The organism is Variovorax sp. Sphag1AA (assembly GCF_014192575.1).
Lineage (GTDB): Bacteria > Pseudomonadota > Gammaproteobacteria > Burkholderiales > Burkholderiaceae_C > Variovorax.
In genome coordinates, this window is sequence record NZ_JACHYC010000001.1 from 557,073 (window position 1) to 571,067 (window position 13,995).

General features: G+C 65.1%; 13 protein-coding genes. 4 read left to right on the forward strand and 9 right to left on the reverse strand.

What is annotated here, in order from left to right:
• Window positions 1–29 precede the first annotated feature (29 nt).
• Genes folP through FHW64_RS02760 form a run of 3 tightly spaced genes read left to right on the forward strand, consistent with a single transcriptional unit; the run spans window position 30 to window position 2,709 of the window.
• The gene (folP, locus tag FHW64_RS02750) at window positions 30–875 is read left to right on the forward strand and encodes a dihydropteroate synthase (RefSeq protein WP_184522841.1); all 846 of its coding nucleotides are present in this window, start codon (window positions 30–32) and stop codon (window positions 873–875) included.
• Between the two features lie 11 nt (window positions 876–886).
• Entirely contained in the window at window positions 887–2,221 is a 1,335-nt protein-coding gene (gene glmM, locus FHW64_RS02755) for a phosphoglucosamine mutase (RefSeq protein WP_184522843.1), read from the forward strand.
• The gene (locus tag FHW64_RS02760; RefSeq protein WP_221210170.1) at window positions 2,218–2,709 is read left to right on the forward strand and encodes a GNAT family N-acetyltransferase; all 492 of its coding nucleotides are present in this window, start codon (window positions 2,218–2,220) and stop codon (window positions 2,707–2,709) included. The genes glmM and FHW64_RS02760 overlap by 4 nt, the downstream gene beginning before the upstream one ends.
• 51 nt (window positions 2,710–2,760) lie before the next feature.
• Here the strand turns inward: FHW64_RS02760 and FHW64_RS02765 are convergent, their stop codons facing one another.
• Genes FHW64_RS02765 through FHW64_RS02785 form a run of 5 tightly spaced genes read right to left on the reverse strand, consistent with a single transcriptional unit; the run spans window position 2,761 to window position 8,276 of the window.
• Window positions 2,761–4,032, reverse strand: coding sequence for an acyl-CoA dehydrogenase family protein (locus FHW64_RS02765; RefSeq protein ID WP_184522844.1), 1,272 nt, complete (start codon window positions 4,030–4,032; stop codon window positions 2,761–2,763).
• A 48-nt stretch (window positions 4,033–4,080) separates the two neighbouring features.
• Window positions 4,081–5,169, reverse strand: a complete 1,089-nt coding sequence (locus FHW64_RS02770; RefSeq protein ID WP_184522846.1) for a phosphotransferase — start codon at window positions 5,167–5,169, stop codon at window positions 4,081–4,083.
• A gap of 11 nt (window positions 5,170–5,180) precedes the next feature.
• Complete coding sequence (locus tag FHW64_RS02775) at window positions 5,181–5,900, reverse strand: Crp/Fnr family transcriptional regulator (RefSeq protein ID WP_184522848.1); 720 nt, start codon at window positions 5,898–5,900, stop codon at window positions 5,181–5,183.
• 55 nt (window positions 5,901–5,955) lie between these two features.
• On the reverse strand, window positions 5,956–6,735 hold the full coding sequence (locus FHW64_RS02780) for an oxepin-CoA hydrolase, alternative type (RefSeq protein WP_184522850.1): 780 nt from the start codon (window positions 6,733–6,735) through the stop codon (window positions 5,956–5,958).
• A gap of 20 nt (window positions 6,736–6,755) precedes the next feature.
• Window positions 6,756–8,276, reverse strand: coding sequence for a 3-hydroxyacyl-CoA dehydrogenase (locus tag FHW64_RS02785; RefSeq protein WP_184522852.1), 1,521 nt, complete (start codon window positions 8,274–8,276; stop codon window positions 6,756–6,758).
• Window positions 8,277–8,422: 146 nt separating this feature from the next.
• On the opposite strand from FHW64_RS02785, the gene FHW64_RS02790 reads away from it, so the two are divergent.
• A complete protein-coding gene (locus FHW64_RS02790) occupies window positions 8,423–10,561 on the forward strand; it encodes a FimV family protein (protein WP_184522854.1) in 2,139 nt (712 codons plus the stop codon).
• Here FHW64_RS02790 and FHW64_RS02795 read toward each other — a convergent pair.
• From FHW64_RS02795 to lexA, 4 genes are all read right to left on the reverse strand, one after another.
• Window positions 10,551–11,723, reverse strand: coding sequence for an MFS transporter (locus tag FHW64_RS02795; RefSeq protein WP_184522856.1), 1,173 nt, complete (start codon window positions 11,721–11,723; stop codon window positions 10,551–10,553). The genes FHW64_RS02790 and FHW64_RS02795 overlap by 11 nt on opposite strands.
• A complete protein-coding gene (locus tag FHW64_RS02800) occupies window positions 11,720–12,727 on the reverse strand; it encodes a D-2-hydroxyacid dehydrogenase family protein (RefSeq protein WP_184522858.1) in 1,008 nt (335 codons plus the stop codon). The genes FHW64_RS02795 and FHW64_RS02800 overlap by 4 nt, the downstream gene beginning before the upstream one ends.
• A gap of 86 nt (window positions 12,728–12,813) precedes the next feature.
• Window positions 12,814–13,155, reverse strand: coding sequence for a hypothetical protein (locus tag FHW64_RS02805; RefSeq protein ID WP_184522860.1), 342 nt, complete (start codon window positions 13,153–13,155; stop codon window positions 12,814–12,816).
• A 109-nt stretch (window positions 13,156–13,264) separates the two neighbouring features.
• A complete protein-coding gene (gene lexA, locus FHW64_RS02810; RefSeq protein ID WP_184522862.1) occupies window positions 13,265–13,939 on the reverse strand; it encodes a transcriptional repressor LexA in 675 nt (224 codons plus the stop codon).
• Between the last annotated feature and the right edge of the window lie 56 nt (window positions 13,940–13,995).

Consider the following 13,995-nt stretch of genomic DNA (forward strand, 5'->3'; position numbering starts at 1 on the left):
CTGGCCCCGTTTTTTCATGGGAGCGTGGCATGACGGCTGTCTGGCAAACCACGCGCTTTGCAATCGACCTTGCGCGCCCGCAGGTGATGGGCATCGTCAACGTGACGCCCGATTCGTTTTCCGATGGCGGTGCACATGCCTCGACCGAGGCGGCCCTTCGTCATTGCGAGCACCTGATCAAGGAAGGCGCGGACATCCTCGACATCGGCGGCGAGTCGACTCGTCCGGGCAGCCCCGCCGTGCCGCTGGAAGAGGAGCTTGCGCGCGTCGTGCCGGTCGTGCGTGAGGCGGTGAAGCTGCGCGTGCCGGTATCGGTCGATACCTACAAGTCCGAAGTGATGCGCGCAGTGCTTGAGCTCGGCGCAGACATCGTCAACGACATCTGGGCCCTGCGGCGCCCTGGCGCGATGGATGCGGTCTCCGCGCATCCGTCGTGTGGGATTTGCCTGATGCATATGCATCGTGATCCGCAGACCATGCAGGTTGCGCCAATGAGCGGGGACGTGGTCCCCGCGGTGCGCGAATTCCTTGAAGAACAGGCGAGGGCACTGGCGGCCCGCGGCGTGCAAAAGGAACGCATCGTCCTCGATCCCGGCATCGGATTCGGCAAGACCGTCGAGCAGAATTTCGCGCTGCTCGCGCGCCAGGCGGAGTTGCTGGCATCAGGCCTGCCGCTGCTGGCGGGATGGTCGCGCAAGTCATCGCTTGGTGCGGTCACCGGCATCGAGGCCGCCGGAGAGCGGATGGTGCCCAGCGTGGCCGCCGCAGTGCTGGCGGCGGACAAGGGAGCGGCGATCGTTCGGGTGCATGACGTGCGCGAGACCGTTGCAGCGCTCGCTGTCTGGCGAGCGATGAGCAGAGAACAACAGAGCTAGGAAACTCAACAATGACAAGACAGTACTTCGGCACCGACGGCATTCGCGGCACCGTTGGGCAAGCGCCCATCACCCCCGATTTCGTGCTCCGCCTGGCGCATGCGGTGGGCCGCGTGCTCAAGCAGTCCGAAGCGCGCCCGACAGTTCTGATTGGCAAGGACACGCGTATCTCGGGCTACATGCTCGAGTCGGCCTTGGAGTCCGGTTTCAACTCGGCCGGCGTGGACGTGGTCCTTCTCGGCCCGCTGCCGACGCCGGGCGTCGCCTATCTCACGCGCGCGCAACGCGCGAGCCTCGGCGTCGTCATCAGCGCCAGCCACAACGCCTATCCGGACAACGGCATCAAGTTCTTCAGCGCGCACGGCACCAAGCTGAGCGACGAGTGGGAACTTGCCGTGGAAGCGGTCCTGAAGGAAGAGCCGGTGTGGGTCGATTCCCGCAATCTCGGCAAGGCGCGGCGCCTCAATGACGCGCCTGGACGCTACATCGAGTTCTGCAAGAGCACCTTCGCCAACGACCTCACGCTGAGGGGTCACAAGCTGGTCGTCGATGCGGCGCATGGCGCGGCGTATCAGGTCGCTCCTTCGGTTTTCCACGAACTGGGTGCAGAGGTGACGAGCATCGGCTGCGCGCCCGATGGCCTGAACATCAACAAGGGATTCGGTGCGACTCATCCGCAGGCACTCATCGAAGCGGTCAAGGCGCAGGGCGCCGACTACGGCATTGCGCTCGACGGCGATGCCGATCGCCTGCAACTCGTGGATGCGGCCGGGCGCCTCTTCAACGGTGACGAACTCGTCTACCTGATGGCGATGGAACGCGTCGCGCGTGGCGAAAAGCCCGCTGGCGTGGTCGGCACCCTGATGACCAACAAGGCGGTCGAGATGGCGCTCAAGGCGCAGGGCATCGAGTTCGTGCGGGCTCGGGTGGGCGACCGCTACGTGCTCGAGGAGCTCGACAAGCGCAACTGGCTGCTCGGCGGTGAAGGCTCGGGCCATCTTCTGGCACTCGACCGCCATACGACGGGTGACGGCATCGTCAGCGCACTGCAGGTGCTGCAGGCCTGCGTCCGCAGCGGCAAGTCGGTGGCCGAGCTGCTCGGCGGCGTGACGCTTTTCCCGCAGACGCTGATCAACGTACGCCTCTCTGGCGATGAGGATTGGAAGTCCAACCAGAACCTTGCCAACGAGATCGATCGGGTGGAAGCCGAACTCGGTGACTCGGGTCGTGTGCTGATCCGGGCGAGCGGTACCGAGCCACTGTTGCGCGTGATGGTCGAGGCCAAGGACGCCGCGCAGTCCGAGGCTTGCGCCAAGCGGCTTGTTGCGGCTGTGGAGGCCGCTTGAGCCCGGTCGTGGTCGACGTTCGGCTCGCCGACTATCGCGATCCTGCGCACACGCGCGCACTGGTGGGTCTGCTGGATGCCTATGCGCGCGATCCTGCCGGCGGCGGCAAGTCGCTCGAACCTCAGGTGCTGGCGGAATTGCCGGCGGCGCTTGCGTCACGTCCGCAAGCCTTCAGCGTCCTCGCATACGACGGCGACCAGCCGGTCGGGCTCGTCAACTGCATCGAAGGCTTTTCCACCTTCGCCTGCAAGCCGCTGGTCAATGTGCACGACGTGGTGGTGTTGGAGAGCCATCGCGGCCAGCGTGTCACGCAGCGCATGCTGGCGCGCGTCGAGCAAGAGGCGCGTGCGCGTGGCGCCTGCAAGCTGACACTCGAAGTGCTTTCAGGCAACAAGAGCGCGATCCGCGCCTACGAACGCGAAGGCTTCGCGAACTACCAGCTCGATCCCGCCTACGGCTCGGCGATGTTCCTGCAGAAGAAGCTGTAAAAAAGCCGCCGGCACTTCGCAGTGCGGCGGCCTTTGTCTTTGAGGTCTTGCTCAGAAGCGCGTGACAGGCATCGCGTCGTCGGTCTTGCCGGTGCCGTGCTTGCCCAGCTCCCACTTCGCGATCGCGTTGCGGTGCACTTCATCCGGGCCGTCCGCGAAGCGCAGCGTGCGCGCGCCTGCGTAGGCGTAGGCGAGCGGGAAGTCGTCGCACATGCCGCCGCCGCCGTGCACTTGCATGGCCCAGTCGATCACCTGGCAGGCCATGTTGGGCGCAACCACCTTGATCATCGCGATCTCGGTCTTCGCTACCTTGTTGCCTGCGACGTCCATGAGCCAGGCGGCCTTGAGCGTGAGCAGGCGGGCCATGTCGATCTTGCAGCGTGCTTCGGCGATGCGCTCCTGCGTCACCGTCTGCGACGCCACCGTCTTGCCGAATGCGACACGCGACGAGGCGCGCTTGCACATCAGTTCGAGCGCGCGCTCGGCGAGGCCGATCAGGCGCATGCAGTGGTGGATACGTCCCGGGCCAAGGCGACCCTGGGCGATCTCGAAGCCGCGACCTTCGCCGAGCAGCATGTTGCCGACCGGCACGCGCACGTTCTCGAAATACATCTCGACGTGGCCGTGCGGGGCGTCGTCGTAGCCCATGACGTTCAGCGGACGCACGATGCGGATGCCCTTCGTGTCAGCCGGCACGATGATCATGCTCTGCTGCGAATGCTTGGGCGCTTCGGGATCCGTCTTGCCCATGGTGATGAACACCTTGCAGCGCGGGTCGGCTGCACCGGAGATCCACCACTTGTGGCCGTTGATGACGTATTCGTCGCCCTGGCGTTCGATGCGCGTCGAGATGTTCGTCGCGTCGCTCGATGCGACTTCGGGCTCGGTCATCGCAAAAGCGGAGCGGATTTCGCCTTCGAGCAGCGGCTTGAGCCAGCGGGCCTTGATTTCCTCGGAGCCGTAGCGTGCGATGGTTTCCATGTTGCCGGTATCCGGCGCCGAGCAGTTGAACGCCTCGCTGGCCCATGGCACACGACCCATGATCTCGGCGAGCGGTGCGTATTCCTGGTTCGTCAGGCCTGCGCCGCTGTAGCCGGATGCGGCCGCACTGTCGACCGGGAGGAAAAGGTTCCAGAGACCTTGGGCCTTGGCCTTGGCCTTGACCTTTTCGACCGTGTTGAGCGCGCTCCAGCGCTTGCCTGCCGCGGTGTTGGCCGCCAGCTCGGCCGAGTACTCGGCTTCAGCCGGGTAGATGTTCTCTTCCATGAAGGCTGTGACGCGCTTCTGCAAGTCTTTGGTTTTGGCCGAGTATTCGAAGTCCATTTCGTCTCCTGTGGGTAAGGGGTTCAGGGCGTTGCCGCGATCAGGCGATCACGCCCGCTGGGCGAATTGCCACGCCATTTCAGCCATCGGGCGCGCACCGCGGCCGGAGGCTACGGCCTGTTCGCTCGAAGCCGTGCCGGCCTCGACTCGCTTGGCGATGCCTTGCAGGATGGCCGCCATGCGGAACAGGTTGTAGGCCTGGTAGAAGTTCCAGTCGGGCGCAAGCGCTTCAGGCGTGGTGATGCCGGTGCGCTCGCAGTACTTGCGGATGTATTCGCTTTCGGTCGGAATGCCGAGGCTCTTCAGGTCGAGTCCGCCGATGCCGCGGAACGATCCCGGCGGGATGTGCCACGACATACAGTGGTAGCTGAAGTCCGCGAGCGGATGGCCGAGCGTCGAAAGCTCCCAGTCGAGCACCGCAATCGCGCGCGGCTCGGTGGCGTGGAACATCAGGTTATCGAGCCGGAAATCTCCGTGGACGATCGACGTCATCTTCTCGTCGCGCGCGCTGGCGGGGATGTGTGCAGGCAGCCATTCCATCAAGCGGTCCATCTCCGGAATGGGCTGCGTGATCGACGCAACGTATTGCTTGCTCCAGCGGCCGATCTGCCGCTCGAAGTAGTTGCCGGGCTTGCCGTAGTCGGCGAGACCGCGCTCGGCGAACTTCACGGTGTGCAGGGCGGCGATCACGCGATTCATCTCGTCGTAGATCGCGCTGCGCTCCGTGTTGCTCATGCCGGGCAGGGACTGGTCCCACAGCACCCGGCCTTGCATGAACTCCATGATGTAGAAGGCACGACCGATGACGGATTCGTCCTCGCACAGGCAGTACATGCGCGGCACCGGCACGTCGGTGCCGGCCAGGCCGCTCATGACCTTGAACTCGCGCTCCACAGCATGTGCGGACGGCAGCAGCTTGGCGACAGGGCCCGGCTTCGCACGCATCACGTAGCTCTGCGTGGGCGTCACCAGCTTGTAGGTCGGGTTGGACTGCCCGCCCTTGAACATCTCTACCGTCAGTGGGCCCTTGAAGCCGTCGAGGTTCTTCTCGAGCCAGGCGGTGAGCGCGTCGACGTCGAACTGGTGCTGCGGGGAGATGGCACGCGTGCCGACGAATTTGTCGAAGTCCTGGGTCATGTCTCTGAGCTTTATTGATCGGATTCCGAAATGCGCATCAGCGCGGCGCGGTCGAGCACCACCAGTCCACCTGGTTCGATGCGAATCGCTTCCTCGCGCTCCATGGCCTTGAGTTCCTGGTTGACCCGCTGCCGGGAGGCACCCAGCAGTTGCGCGAGCTCTTCCTGAGCCAGATGGAGACCGATCCGCATCTGGCTGCCATCCGCAAGATTCGGCACACCGTAGCTGCGCACCAGATGGATGAGCTGCTTCGCCAACCGGGCGCGCAAGGGCAGGGTGTTCAGGTCCTCGACCAGGCCGAAGAGCTGACGAATGCGGCGCGCCTGCAGACGCATCAACGCCTCGTAGAGCTCCACGTGGCTGGCGAGGATCTTCTGGAAGTCCGCGCGCGCCACGCAAAGAATCGTGGAGTCCCCATGCGCGTATGCATCGTGTGTGCGCCTGTCCCCATCGAACATCGCCACGTCGCCGAACCAGATGCCCGGCTCCACGTAGGTCAGCGTCACCTGCTTGCCCGACACCGCGGTCGAGCTCACGCGGACTGCGCCCTTGGCGCAGGCGATCCACTGCTCGGGCGGGTCGCCGCGCGCGCAGATCAGGTCGCCGTCCTTGTATCGCTTGACGAATGCACATCGGAGGATGTCGTGGCGCAGTGATGGAGAAAGAGAAGAAAACCAGCGACCACCATTGATCGCTTCACGTTCTTCGATGGTAAGAATGGGGTCGTCCATGAACTGTCCTGTCGGTGACTGAAATGCCTGGGGTTGTCACGAGAGCGACGCCGCGCTACTCGTAGCGAGGCGTCTCTTTGGAAAGAAATGCCGTGATGCCGATGCCGGCATTGGCGTGATGCAGGTTGCGCACGAAGTGATCGCGCTCCTGCGAGAGATGCGACACCAGCGATGCGCCGCGTGCTTCGCCGAGCAGCTCCTTGATGCTCGCCATCGAGTTCGGCGCGCGTGCGTTGATCTTCTCGGCCAGCGCGAGCGCCCGGGCGAGCGCCTGGCCGTTCTCGGTGAGTTCGTTGACGAGGCCCAGCTCGTGCAGTCGCGCAGGTTCGAGCCGCTCACCCAGCATGAGCCATTCACTGGCGAGCTGCCGGGGCAGCGCGCGTGCCAGATGCCAGCTCAGGCCGCCATCCGGCGAGAGAGCGACGTTGCTGTAGGAAGCCGCAAAGACTGCGTCTCGCGCCGACACCACGAGATCGCAGGCCATCGCGAGCGAAAAGCCCGCGCCGGCCGCTGCGCCTTCGACCGCAGCGATGACCGGCTTCGGGAAAGTACGGATCGTGTCGATCCAGGTGTGAAGTGCCTCGATGCTTTCCGCCTGCACGGCCGGATCGAGTGCGCGGTTGGCCTGCAGCCGCTGCAGCGAGCCGCCGGCGCAAAACCATTTGCCTTCGCCGACCATGATGACGCTGCGGATCTCGGCGTTGTTCTCGGCGCCGTTGAAGGCTTCGATGCCAGCCGCGTACATCTCGGGGCCGAGGGCGTTGCGCTGCGATGGGTTGGACAGGGTCAGCACCATGGTGCTGCCTTCGGTGGTACTTTTGAGCTCTGCGGTCATGGTTGTCGTCTCTTGGTCTCTTACTCTTCTTGATGGGTGAGGCTCAGGCCGAGCGCGCCTCGGCGGCGCAGCCATGGGCTCGGGCGGTAGCGCGGATCGCCGTAAACGGTCTGGAGGTTGAACAGGATTTCGAGCATGTTGGTCGGGCCATAGAGATCGCCCATCGCCAGCGGTCCTTGCGGATAGCCGAGGCCGAGCCGTACCGCGAGGTCGAGATCGGCGGGCGTGCAGACTCCTTGCTGGCACATGTCGCAGGCGATGTTGACGATGGTCGCGACGACCCGCTGCGTGACGAACCCGCCGCTATCGCGGATCACGCTGACTGCCTTGCCGTCACGCGCGAACAGCGCGTGGGCTGCATCGCGCATGTCGCGGCGCGTGGCCGGGTTGGTGGCAAGCACCCGTCGCTTGGTGGCGGCGTCGTCGACCATCATGTCGATGCCGACCGTGCGGGTGGCGTCGAGGCGGTCGACTGCCGCGACGGTCGTGACGTCGAAGCCCAGCGGCGCGACCAGGATCAGGGCAGTGGACGAGGGCGCTGCGCCGCTTTCGAGTTGCGCGCCGAGCGCATGCACCAGCTTCAGCAACTCGGGGCGACGTGCCGCGCGTGGCGATACCCAGACGGGCGGAATCGTATCGACCGAAGGCACCGCGGGTTCGGCCACCTGCTGCATCGCACCATCGGGATAACGGTAGAAGCCTTCGCCACTCTTTCGGCCCAGTGCTCCGGCCGCAAGCCGCTGCGCGGTGATCACGCTCGGGCGATAGCGCGGCTCCTCGTAGTACTGGCGGTAGATGGATTCCATCACCGGATGCGACACATCGAGCGCAGTCAGATCGAGCAGTTCGAACGGCCCGAGGCGGAAGCCGGCCTGGTCCTTGAGGATGCGATCGATGGTGGCGAAGTCGGCCACGCTTTCCCCGGCGACGCGCAGCGCCTCGGTTCCGTAGCCGCGCCCGGCGTGATTCACGATGAACCCGGGGGTGTCTTTCGTTTGCACCGCGCTGTGGCCCATCTGCGTGGCATAGCCGGCGAGCTTGCGGCAGACCTCGGGGTCGGTCTTGAAGCCCGCCACCACTTCGACCACCTTCATCAGCGGTACCGGATTGAAAAAGTGGAAGCCCGCCATGCGCTCCGGATGCTTCAGCGCCGTCGCAATGGTGGTTACCGATAGCGACGAGGTGTTGCTAACCAGCGTTGCAGAGGGAGAGACCACGGCTTCGATCTCGCGAAACAGCTTCCGCTTGACCTCGATGTCCTCGACGATCGCCTCGATCACCAGGTCGCAACTCGCGAGATCCTGCATCGAACCGGCGATCTGCACGCGGCCTGAAAACGCTTCGAGTTGCGCTGCGTCGAGCTTGCCTTTCTCTTGCAGCTTGCGCCATTGGGCAAGGATCGCGTCGCGGCCTCGCTCGGCGGCTCCTTCAAAGGTGTCCAGCAGCAGGACCTGGCTTCCGGCCTGTGCTGCGATCTGGGCGATGCCTCGTCCCATGGCGCCTGCGCCGATCACGGCGGTATTGGAAAAGTTCACGGTCATTTGATAATTGTCTCTCGGTGAATGGGGGGGTCTGACCACCGTGTCAGAATGCGTCAACTTTCGATTGCTTTTTGCATCTCATTTTGCAACTCCCACGCTTAGCGGCGAGCCTGCTCCTTCTTGGAGTCGCCCTCGAATCACCCGCCTTGACGATCGGGCGCCCGCAAGGCGCCGTCTGGATCGGCAAGCCGATCGACATGGTGATTCCCCTGGCGCTCGACGCTGCGGAAACCGGTGGGTCTTTGTGCCTCGGCGCCGAGGTGCTGCAGGGCGACACGCCCATGCTCGAACGCCGGGTGACCGTCTCCCTCGAGTCTGGCAACAGCCCTGGCAATTCCAATATTCGCGTGCGTACGACCGCGCCGGTCGAAGAGCCGGTCGTCACCATCAAGGTGAGTGCGGGCTGCGACATGAAGTCGACGCGCAGCTATGTGCTTCTGGCCGACGTGCCTTCCGACGTCACACCGCCGGGTGTTTCGCTGGCCGGTGCGCGTCCTTCGTCCGATGCCGCGCCGGCGCAAAGATCGACCGCTCGGTCCGCATCTCGCTCGACAGGTGGCGGCGGTGGCGGTGCCGCGAGCCCTGACGGAACGGCAAGCCCGACAGCACGCCGCGCTGCGGCCCGCTCTTCGGCCGAACGCGAAAGCACCGCTCAATCCGCACCTCAAGCCAGCGCACCCGTTGCGCCGGCGCCTCGCCGCGCCGCGCCGGTCATTCCGCGCGCAGTGCCCGCCGCCCGGCCCGCAGCGGTCGCGCCGCCGAAGGCCGAAACCGTTGCGACAGGCCCCCGGCTGCAGGTCGAAGCACTCGAGCCTGAGCCGACCAAGGACAGCGGGCTGAAGACCACGTCCCAACTCGTACCGCCTCCCGCCGAGGATCCGGCGCGCCGCGCGGCTGCCGCTGCGCTGTGGACTGCGATGAATCCCGCAGCCGAGCAGGCTCAGCGCGAAAACCAGCGCAACAAGGAACTGGAAGCTACCCTGGCCGCCTTGCGCGAACAGACCGCGCAGAACCAGCGCGCGCTCCTCGAATTGCGCAGCGAACTCGCGCAGGCGCGCGAAAGCCAGTTCCGCAACCCGCTGGTCTACGCGCTGATTGCCGGGCTGCTGCTCGCGCTGATTGCCTTGCTGTTGCTCTGGCGCGCGAATCGTCGCACCGCCGCCGCTGCATGGTGGCGCGAATCGGTGCTGCAACCTGAAACCGAGGGCGGTTCGAAGCGCCTGCGGCGCAACCGCGGCTTGCTGGACGAAGGGGATGCGGACGCGGATTCCGAAGACGAACCGCCCAGGAAGCGCACGCTCGGCATGACGACCTTCGGCGCTACGCCCTTCGCGCCTCTGGAACCCGACGATGAGGTCGAAGCCGAAGCGCCGCGCGTTCCTGCGCGCCCGCTCGAAAGCGCAACGGCCCGGCCGGTCAACACCGAAGAGCTGTTCGACGTGCAGCAGCAGTCAGATTTCTTTCTCTCGCTCGGCCAGCAGGACCAGGCGATCGACGTGCTCCGCGAGCACATCGCCGCCAATCCAGGGACGAGCGCGTTGGCGTACCTCGACCTGCTGCGCATCTACCATTCGCTCGACCGTCGCGAGGACTATGCGCACCTCGCCGAGGAGTTCGAACATGCCTTCAATGCGGATGTGCCTCCGTTCGACAAGTACACCGATGCGGGCAAGGGCCTGGAGCACTACCGCAGCGCGCTTGCACGCATCGAGTCGCAATGGCCGGCGCCGAGCACGTTGGCGCTGATCGAAGAGCTGATCTTCCGCAAGCCGGGCGTTCATGAGGATGGTGCCTTCGATCTCGCGGCGTACCAGGAGCTTCTGCTGCTCTACGCGCTGGCGAAGGAGGTGATTGAGCCCGACACCGCGCCGCCGCCTGCGACGGTGACGCCTCCACCGTTCAACGACACGCATACAGCGACGGCGACTGCGCCGCTCTGGCCGGACACGATGCCGCCCGTCATGCACGATGGGCCGACGCTGCCTCCCTCGATCTACGGGTCGATCGACGACAGGCTCCATCACGACACGGTGATGGCTCCCGCTCCGGATGCGCCGATCGCGCCGGCGCACGACCAGGAGCGCGAGGCGCCACCGCGAGCTGTGCCGCCGCCCGAACTGGACCTTGCGGAGTTCGACAAGACGGCCTATGAAACCATGCCGACGCCGATCGAGCCCCCCAAGCCGCCGGCACCGTCGAGCGATCCGCACGTCATCGATTTCGAGCTCTTCGATCCGACGACCGAAGCCGAGATCGCGCCGAAGACGAAGTCGATCAAGCGCTGATCGCCGGGGCGTGTCTGTGCGCCCGGTCGACCGAAACGCTCAGTGCGATCGCGGCGAGGACCGTCGCAAAGCCGACCCAGCTCATCCAGCCGATCGCGCCATTGGCGAGCAGCCAGCCGCCTGCACCCGCGCCGATGGCCTGACCGATGTAGATCCCGGAACTGTTCAGCGCCACCGAGCCCGGCGCGAGCGCGGGGGATAGCGACACCAGCCGGGCCTGCTGTGCCGAGTTGGTCGCGAAACAGCCCAACCCCCAAGGCGTGAGCAGCACTGCCAGCCACGCCAGGCTGACCCCCAGAGGCCAGAGGAGCAGGCTCAGCGCGATCAGAGCGGTCGTCAGCAAGACCATGCGCGATGCGCCGTAGCGATCGACATAGCGGCTCACCAGCATGTTGCCCACCACGCCGCAGGCGCCGAACCATGCCCAGATGAGCCCAATCTGCGTCGCATCGGCGCCAAGACGTTCCTTGAGGACCGGGGCGAAGTAACTGAACAGCACGAACTGGCCGGAGCCCTGAAGCGCAGTCACGCAGACCACGCCCATGAGAAGCGGGCTCTTGAAGACGCGCCCCCAGGCATCGCGCGACAACGCAGCGGGGCGGATGCCGGACGGCAGCTTCAGCCAGATCCCGGCGGCGCTAACCAGAGAAAGCACCGCAATCACTGCGAAGGCTGTGCGCCAGCCGAAGTGCCCCCCGATCAGCGCGCCGAGCGGCAAGCCAAGGACAGAAGCCATGGACCAGCCAAGAAAGACGAAAGTCACGGCGCGCCCGCGTTGCTCGGCTGGCACCAGCATGCCTGCGCATGCAGCGGCTTGAGCCGTGAAGATCGCCGGGGCGATCACCGTCAGCATGCGAACCGGCAGCAGGGCGCCGAAGGAAGGCATCAAGGTCGCGAGCAGGTGGCCGCACGCGTACCAGACCATCGTGCATGCAAGAAGTACGCGGCGGTCCCATCCGGCAACCACCGCCGCCAGCAATGGGGCCCCGACGCACATCACCACGGCGGCTGCCGTGATCAGTTGGCCCGCCGTCGCTGCGCTGATCTGGAGCGATGAACTCAGTTCATTGAGTGTGCCGGGCACGACCATCACGCCCGTGCCGATGACAAAGTTGCCCGCCAGCAGGGCCCACAAGGCAGCCGGCAGTGCAGGCTGCTTCAACGGCGGACCTGCAGCGCGCCGGGATTGACGATATTGGTCGGGTTGCCCTTGATGAAGCTCACGACGTTGTCGAACGCTTGGCCGAAGTACATCTCGTAGCTCTCCTGCTCGACATAGCCGATGTGCGGCGTGCAGATGCAGTTCTCCAGGCGGAGGAGGGCATGGCCCTGCAGCGGTGGTTCGCTTTCGAAGACATCGATGGCCGCGAGACCGGGCCGACCGCGATTGAGCGCTGCAAGGAGCGCGTCCTGCTCGACCAGCTCGGCACGCGAAGTGTTCACGAAGAGCGAGGTCGGCTTCATGCGCGACAGGTCCTCGAGCGTGACGAGCGCGCGGGTTTCCTCTGTGAGGCGGAGATGGACCGACAGCACATCAGCCGCAGCAAAGAAGGTTTCACGATTGGGCGCGACCTGAAATCCATCGGACCGTGCCTTGGCAAGACTCTGCTCGCGACCCCAGATGACGACCTGCATGCCGAACGCCTGCCCGTAGCGCGCGACCAATTGACCGATGCGTCCGTAGCCCCAGACGCAGAGCGTCTTGCCCTTGAGCACCGAGCCGAGTCCGAAATTCGCCGGCATGGATGCCGACTTGAGTCCCGACTGCTGCCAGGCGCCGTGCTTCAGGTTGCTGATGTATTGGGGCAAGCGACGCATTGCCGCCATGATCAGTGCCCACGTGAGTTCTGCCGGCGCCTGCGGAGACCCCGTGCCTTCGGCCACCGCGATGCCGAGTTCGGAACATGCATTCACATCGATGTGGCTGCCCACGCGGCCGGTCTGCGAGATGAGCCTCAGCTTGGGGAGCTTCTCGATCAATTGCCGCGAGATGTGGGTGCGTTCCCGGATCAGCACGATCACCTCGGCATCCTTGAGTCGAACCGAGAGCTGACCGATACCCTTGACGGTGTTCGTGTAGACCTTGGCCGCATAGGCGTCGAGCTTGGACGCGCACTGCAGCTTGCGTACCGCGTCCTGATAGTCGTCGAGGATCACAATGTTCATGCCGTGCATTGTGCCTTGCACGACGCGCCGGCTGTGTCGGCGCATTGCCCGGCGTCGCGCGTCGAACACAACGCCGGAGCGGGGTTTCAGTGCATGCGAGCGCAACGCCCGACCGCGTCCGCGGCTTCGAGCGCAGCCAGGCGATCGAGCTCCGCGCACACATCCGCCATGCGACCGGAGATGACCACACGGCCTGGGTGACGGTTGGGCTGCTGAGCATCGACCATGCGAACGACACGCAGCGGACGTGCGCTGGCGGATGCATCCCCGCCCGCAGGACCTTGCCGCGATGCGCAGCTTGGGCGAACACCGACATAGCGCAGTCCCGACGAATTGACGTGACGCGAGCGACGTGCCGGCATCCAGCGATCAGCCAGCGATTGAAGGGGCGTGAACAGGTCGACGATGCTGAGAAGAGCGATTCCCATGTGAACTCCAGAAGGTAGAGATTGAACACAGGCAGGATTGCTTTCATTGCCTCGACAGGGTGATGGCTAACGCCATACGCCCGCCACCTGTCGCGGCTGGTGATGAGGGCTACATCAACATCGTGTTGCGGATCAGCCCGACTGCGAGGCCTTCGATCTCGAAGGGTTCGCCGGGCTGGACAACGATCGTCGGGTAGTCGGGGTTTTCGGCGTGCAGCTCGATGACCTGCTTGTTGCGCTTGAGACGCTTGACGGTGACTTCGTCGCCCAGGCGGGCAACCACGATCTGGCCGTTGCGGGCTTCCTTGGTGGCCTGCACCGCGAGAAGATCGCCGTCCATGATTCCGGCGTCGCGCATGGACATACCACGCACCTTGAGTAGGTAGTCGGGCTGGCGCTGAAACAGCGTGTTCTCGACGTAGTAGGTCTGGTCGGTGTGCTCTTGCGCCAGGATGGGCGAGCCGGCGGCGACCCGGCCGATGAGCGGGAGGGCGAGTTGTGCCATGCCGGGGAGGGACAGCGAATACTGGTTGTTCCGCGACTCGTTGAGCGCACGCAGGGCGTCGCCCTTGAGGCGGATGCCGCGCGAAGTGCCGCTCACCAGTTCGATGACCCCCTTGCGGGCCAGCGCCTGCAGATGCTCTTCTGCAGCATTGGCGGACTTGAAGCCCAGCTCGGCCGCGATCTCCGCGCGTGTCGGCGGAGCGCCGGTGCGGGCGATAGCGCTTTGAATCAAGTCCAGAATCTGCTGCTGACGGGCGGTAAGCTTGACGGCGAACTGCATGGTGGCTCCTGAAGAGGACTGGCTACATATCCAGTACCTGTATTTTTAACCAGTTT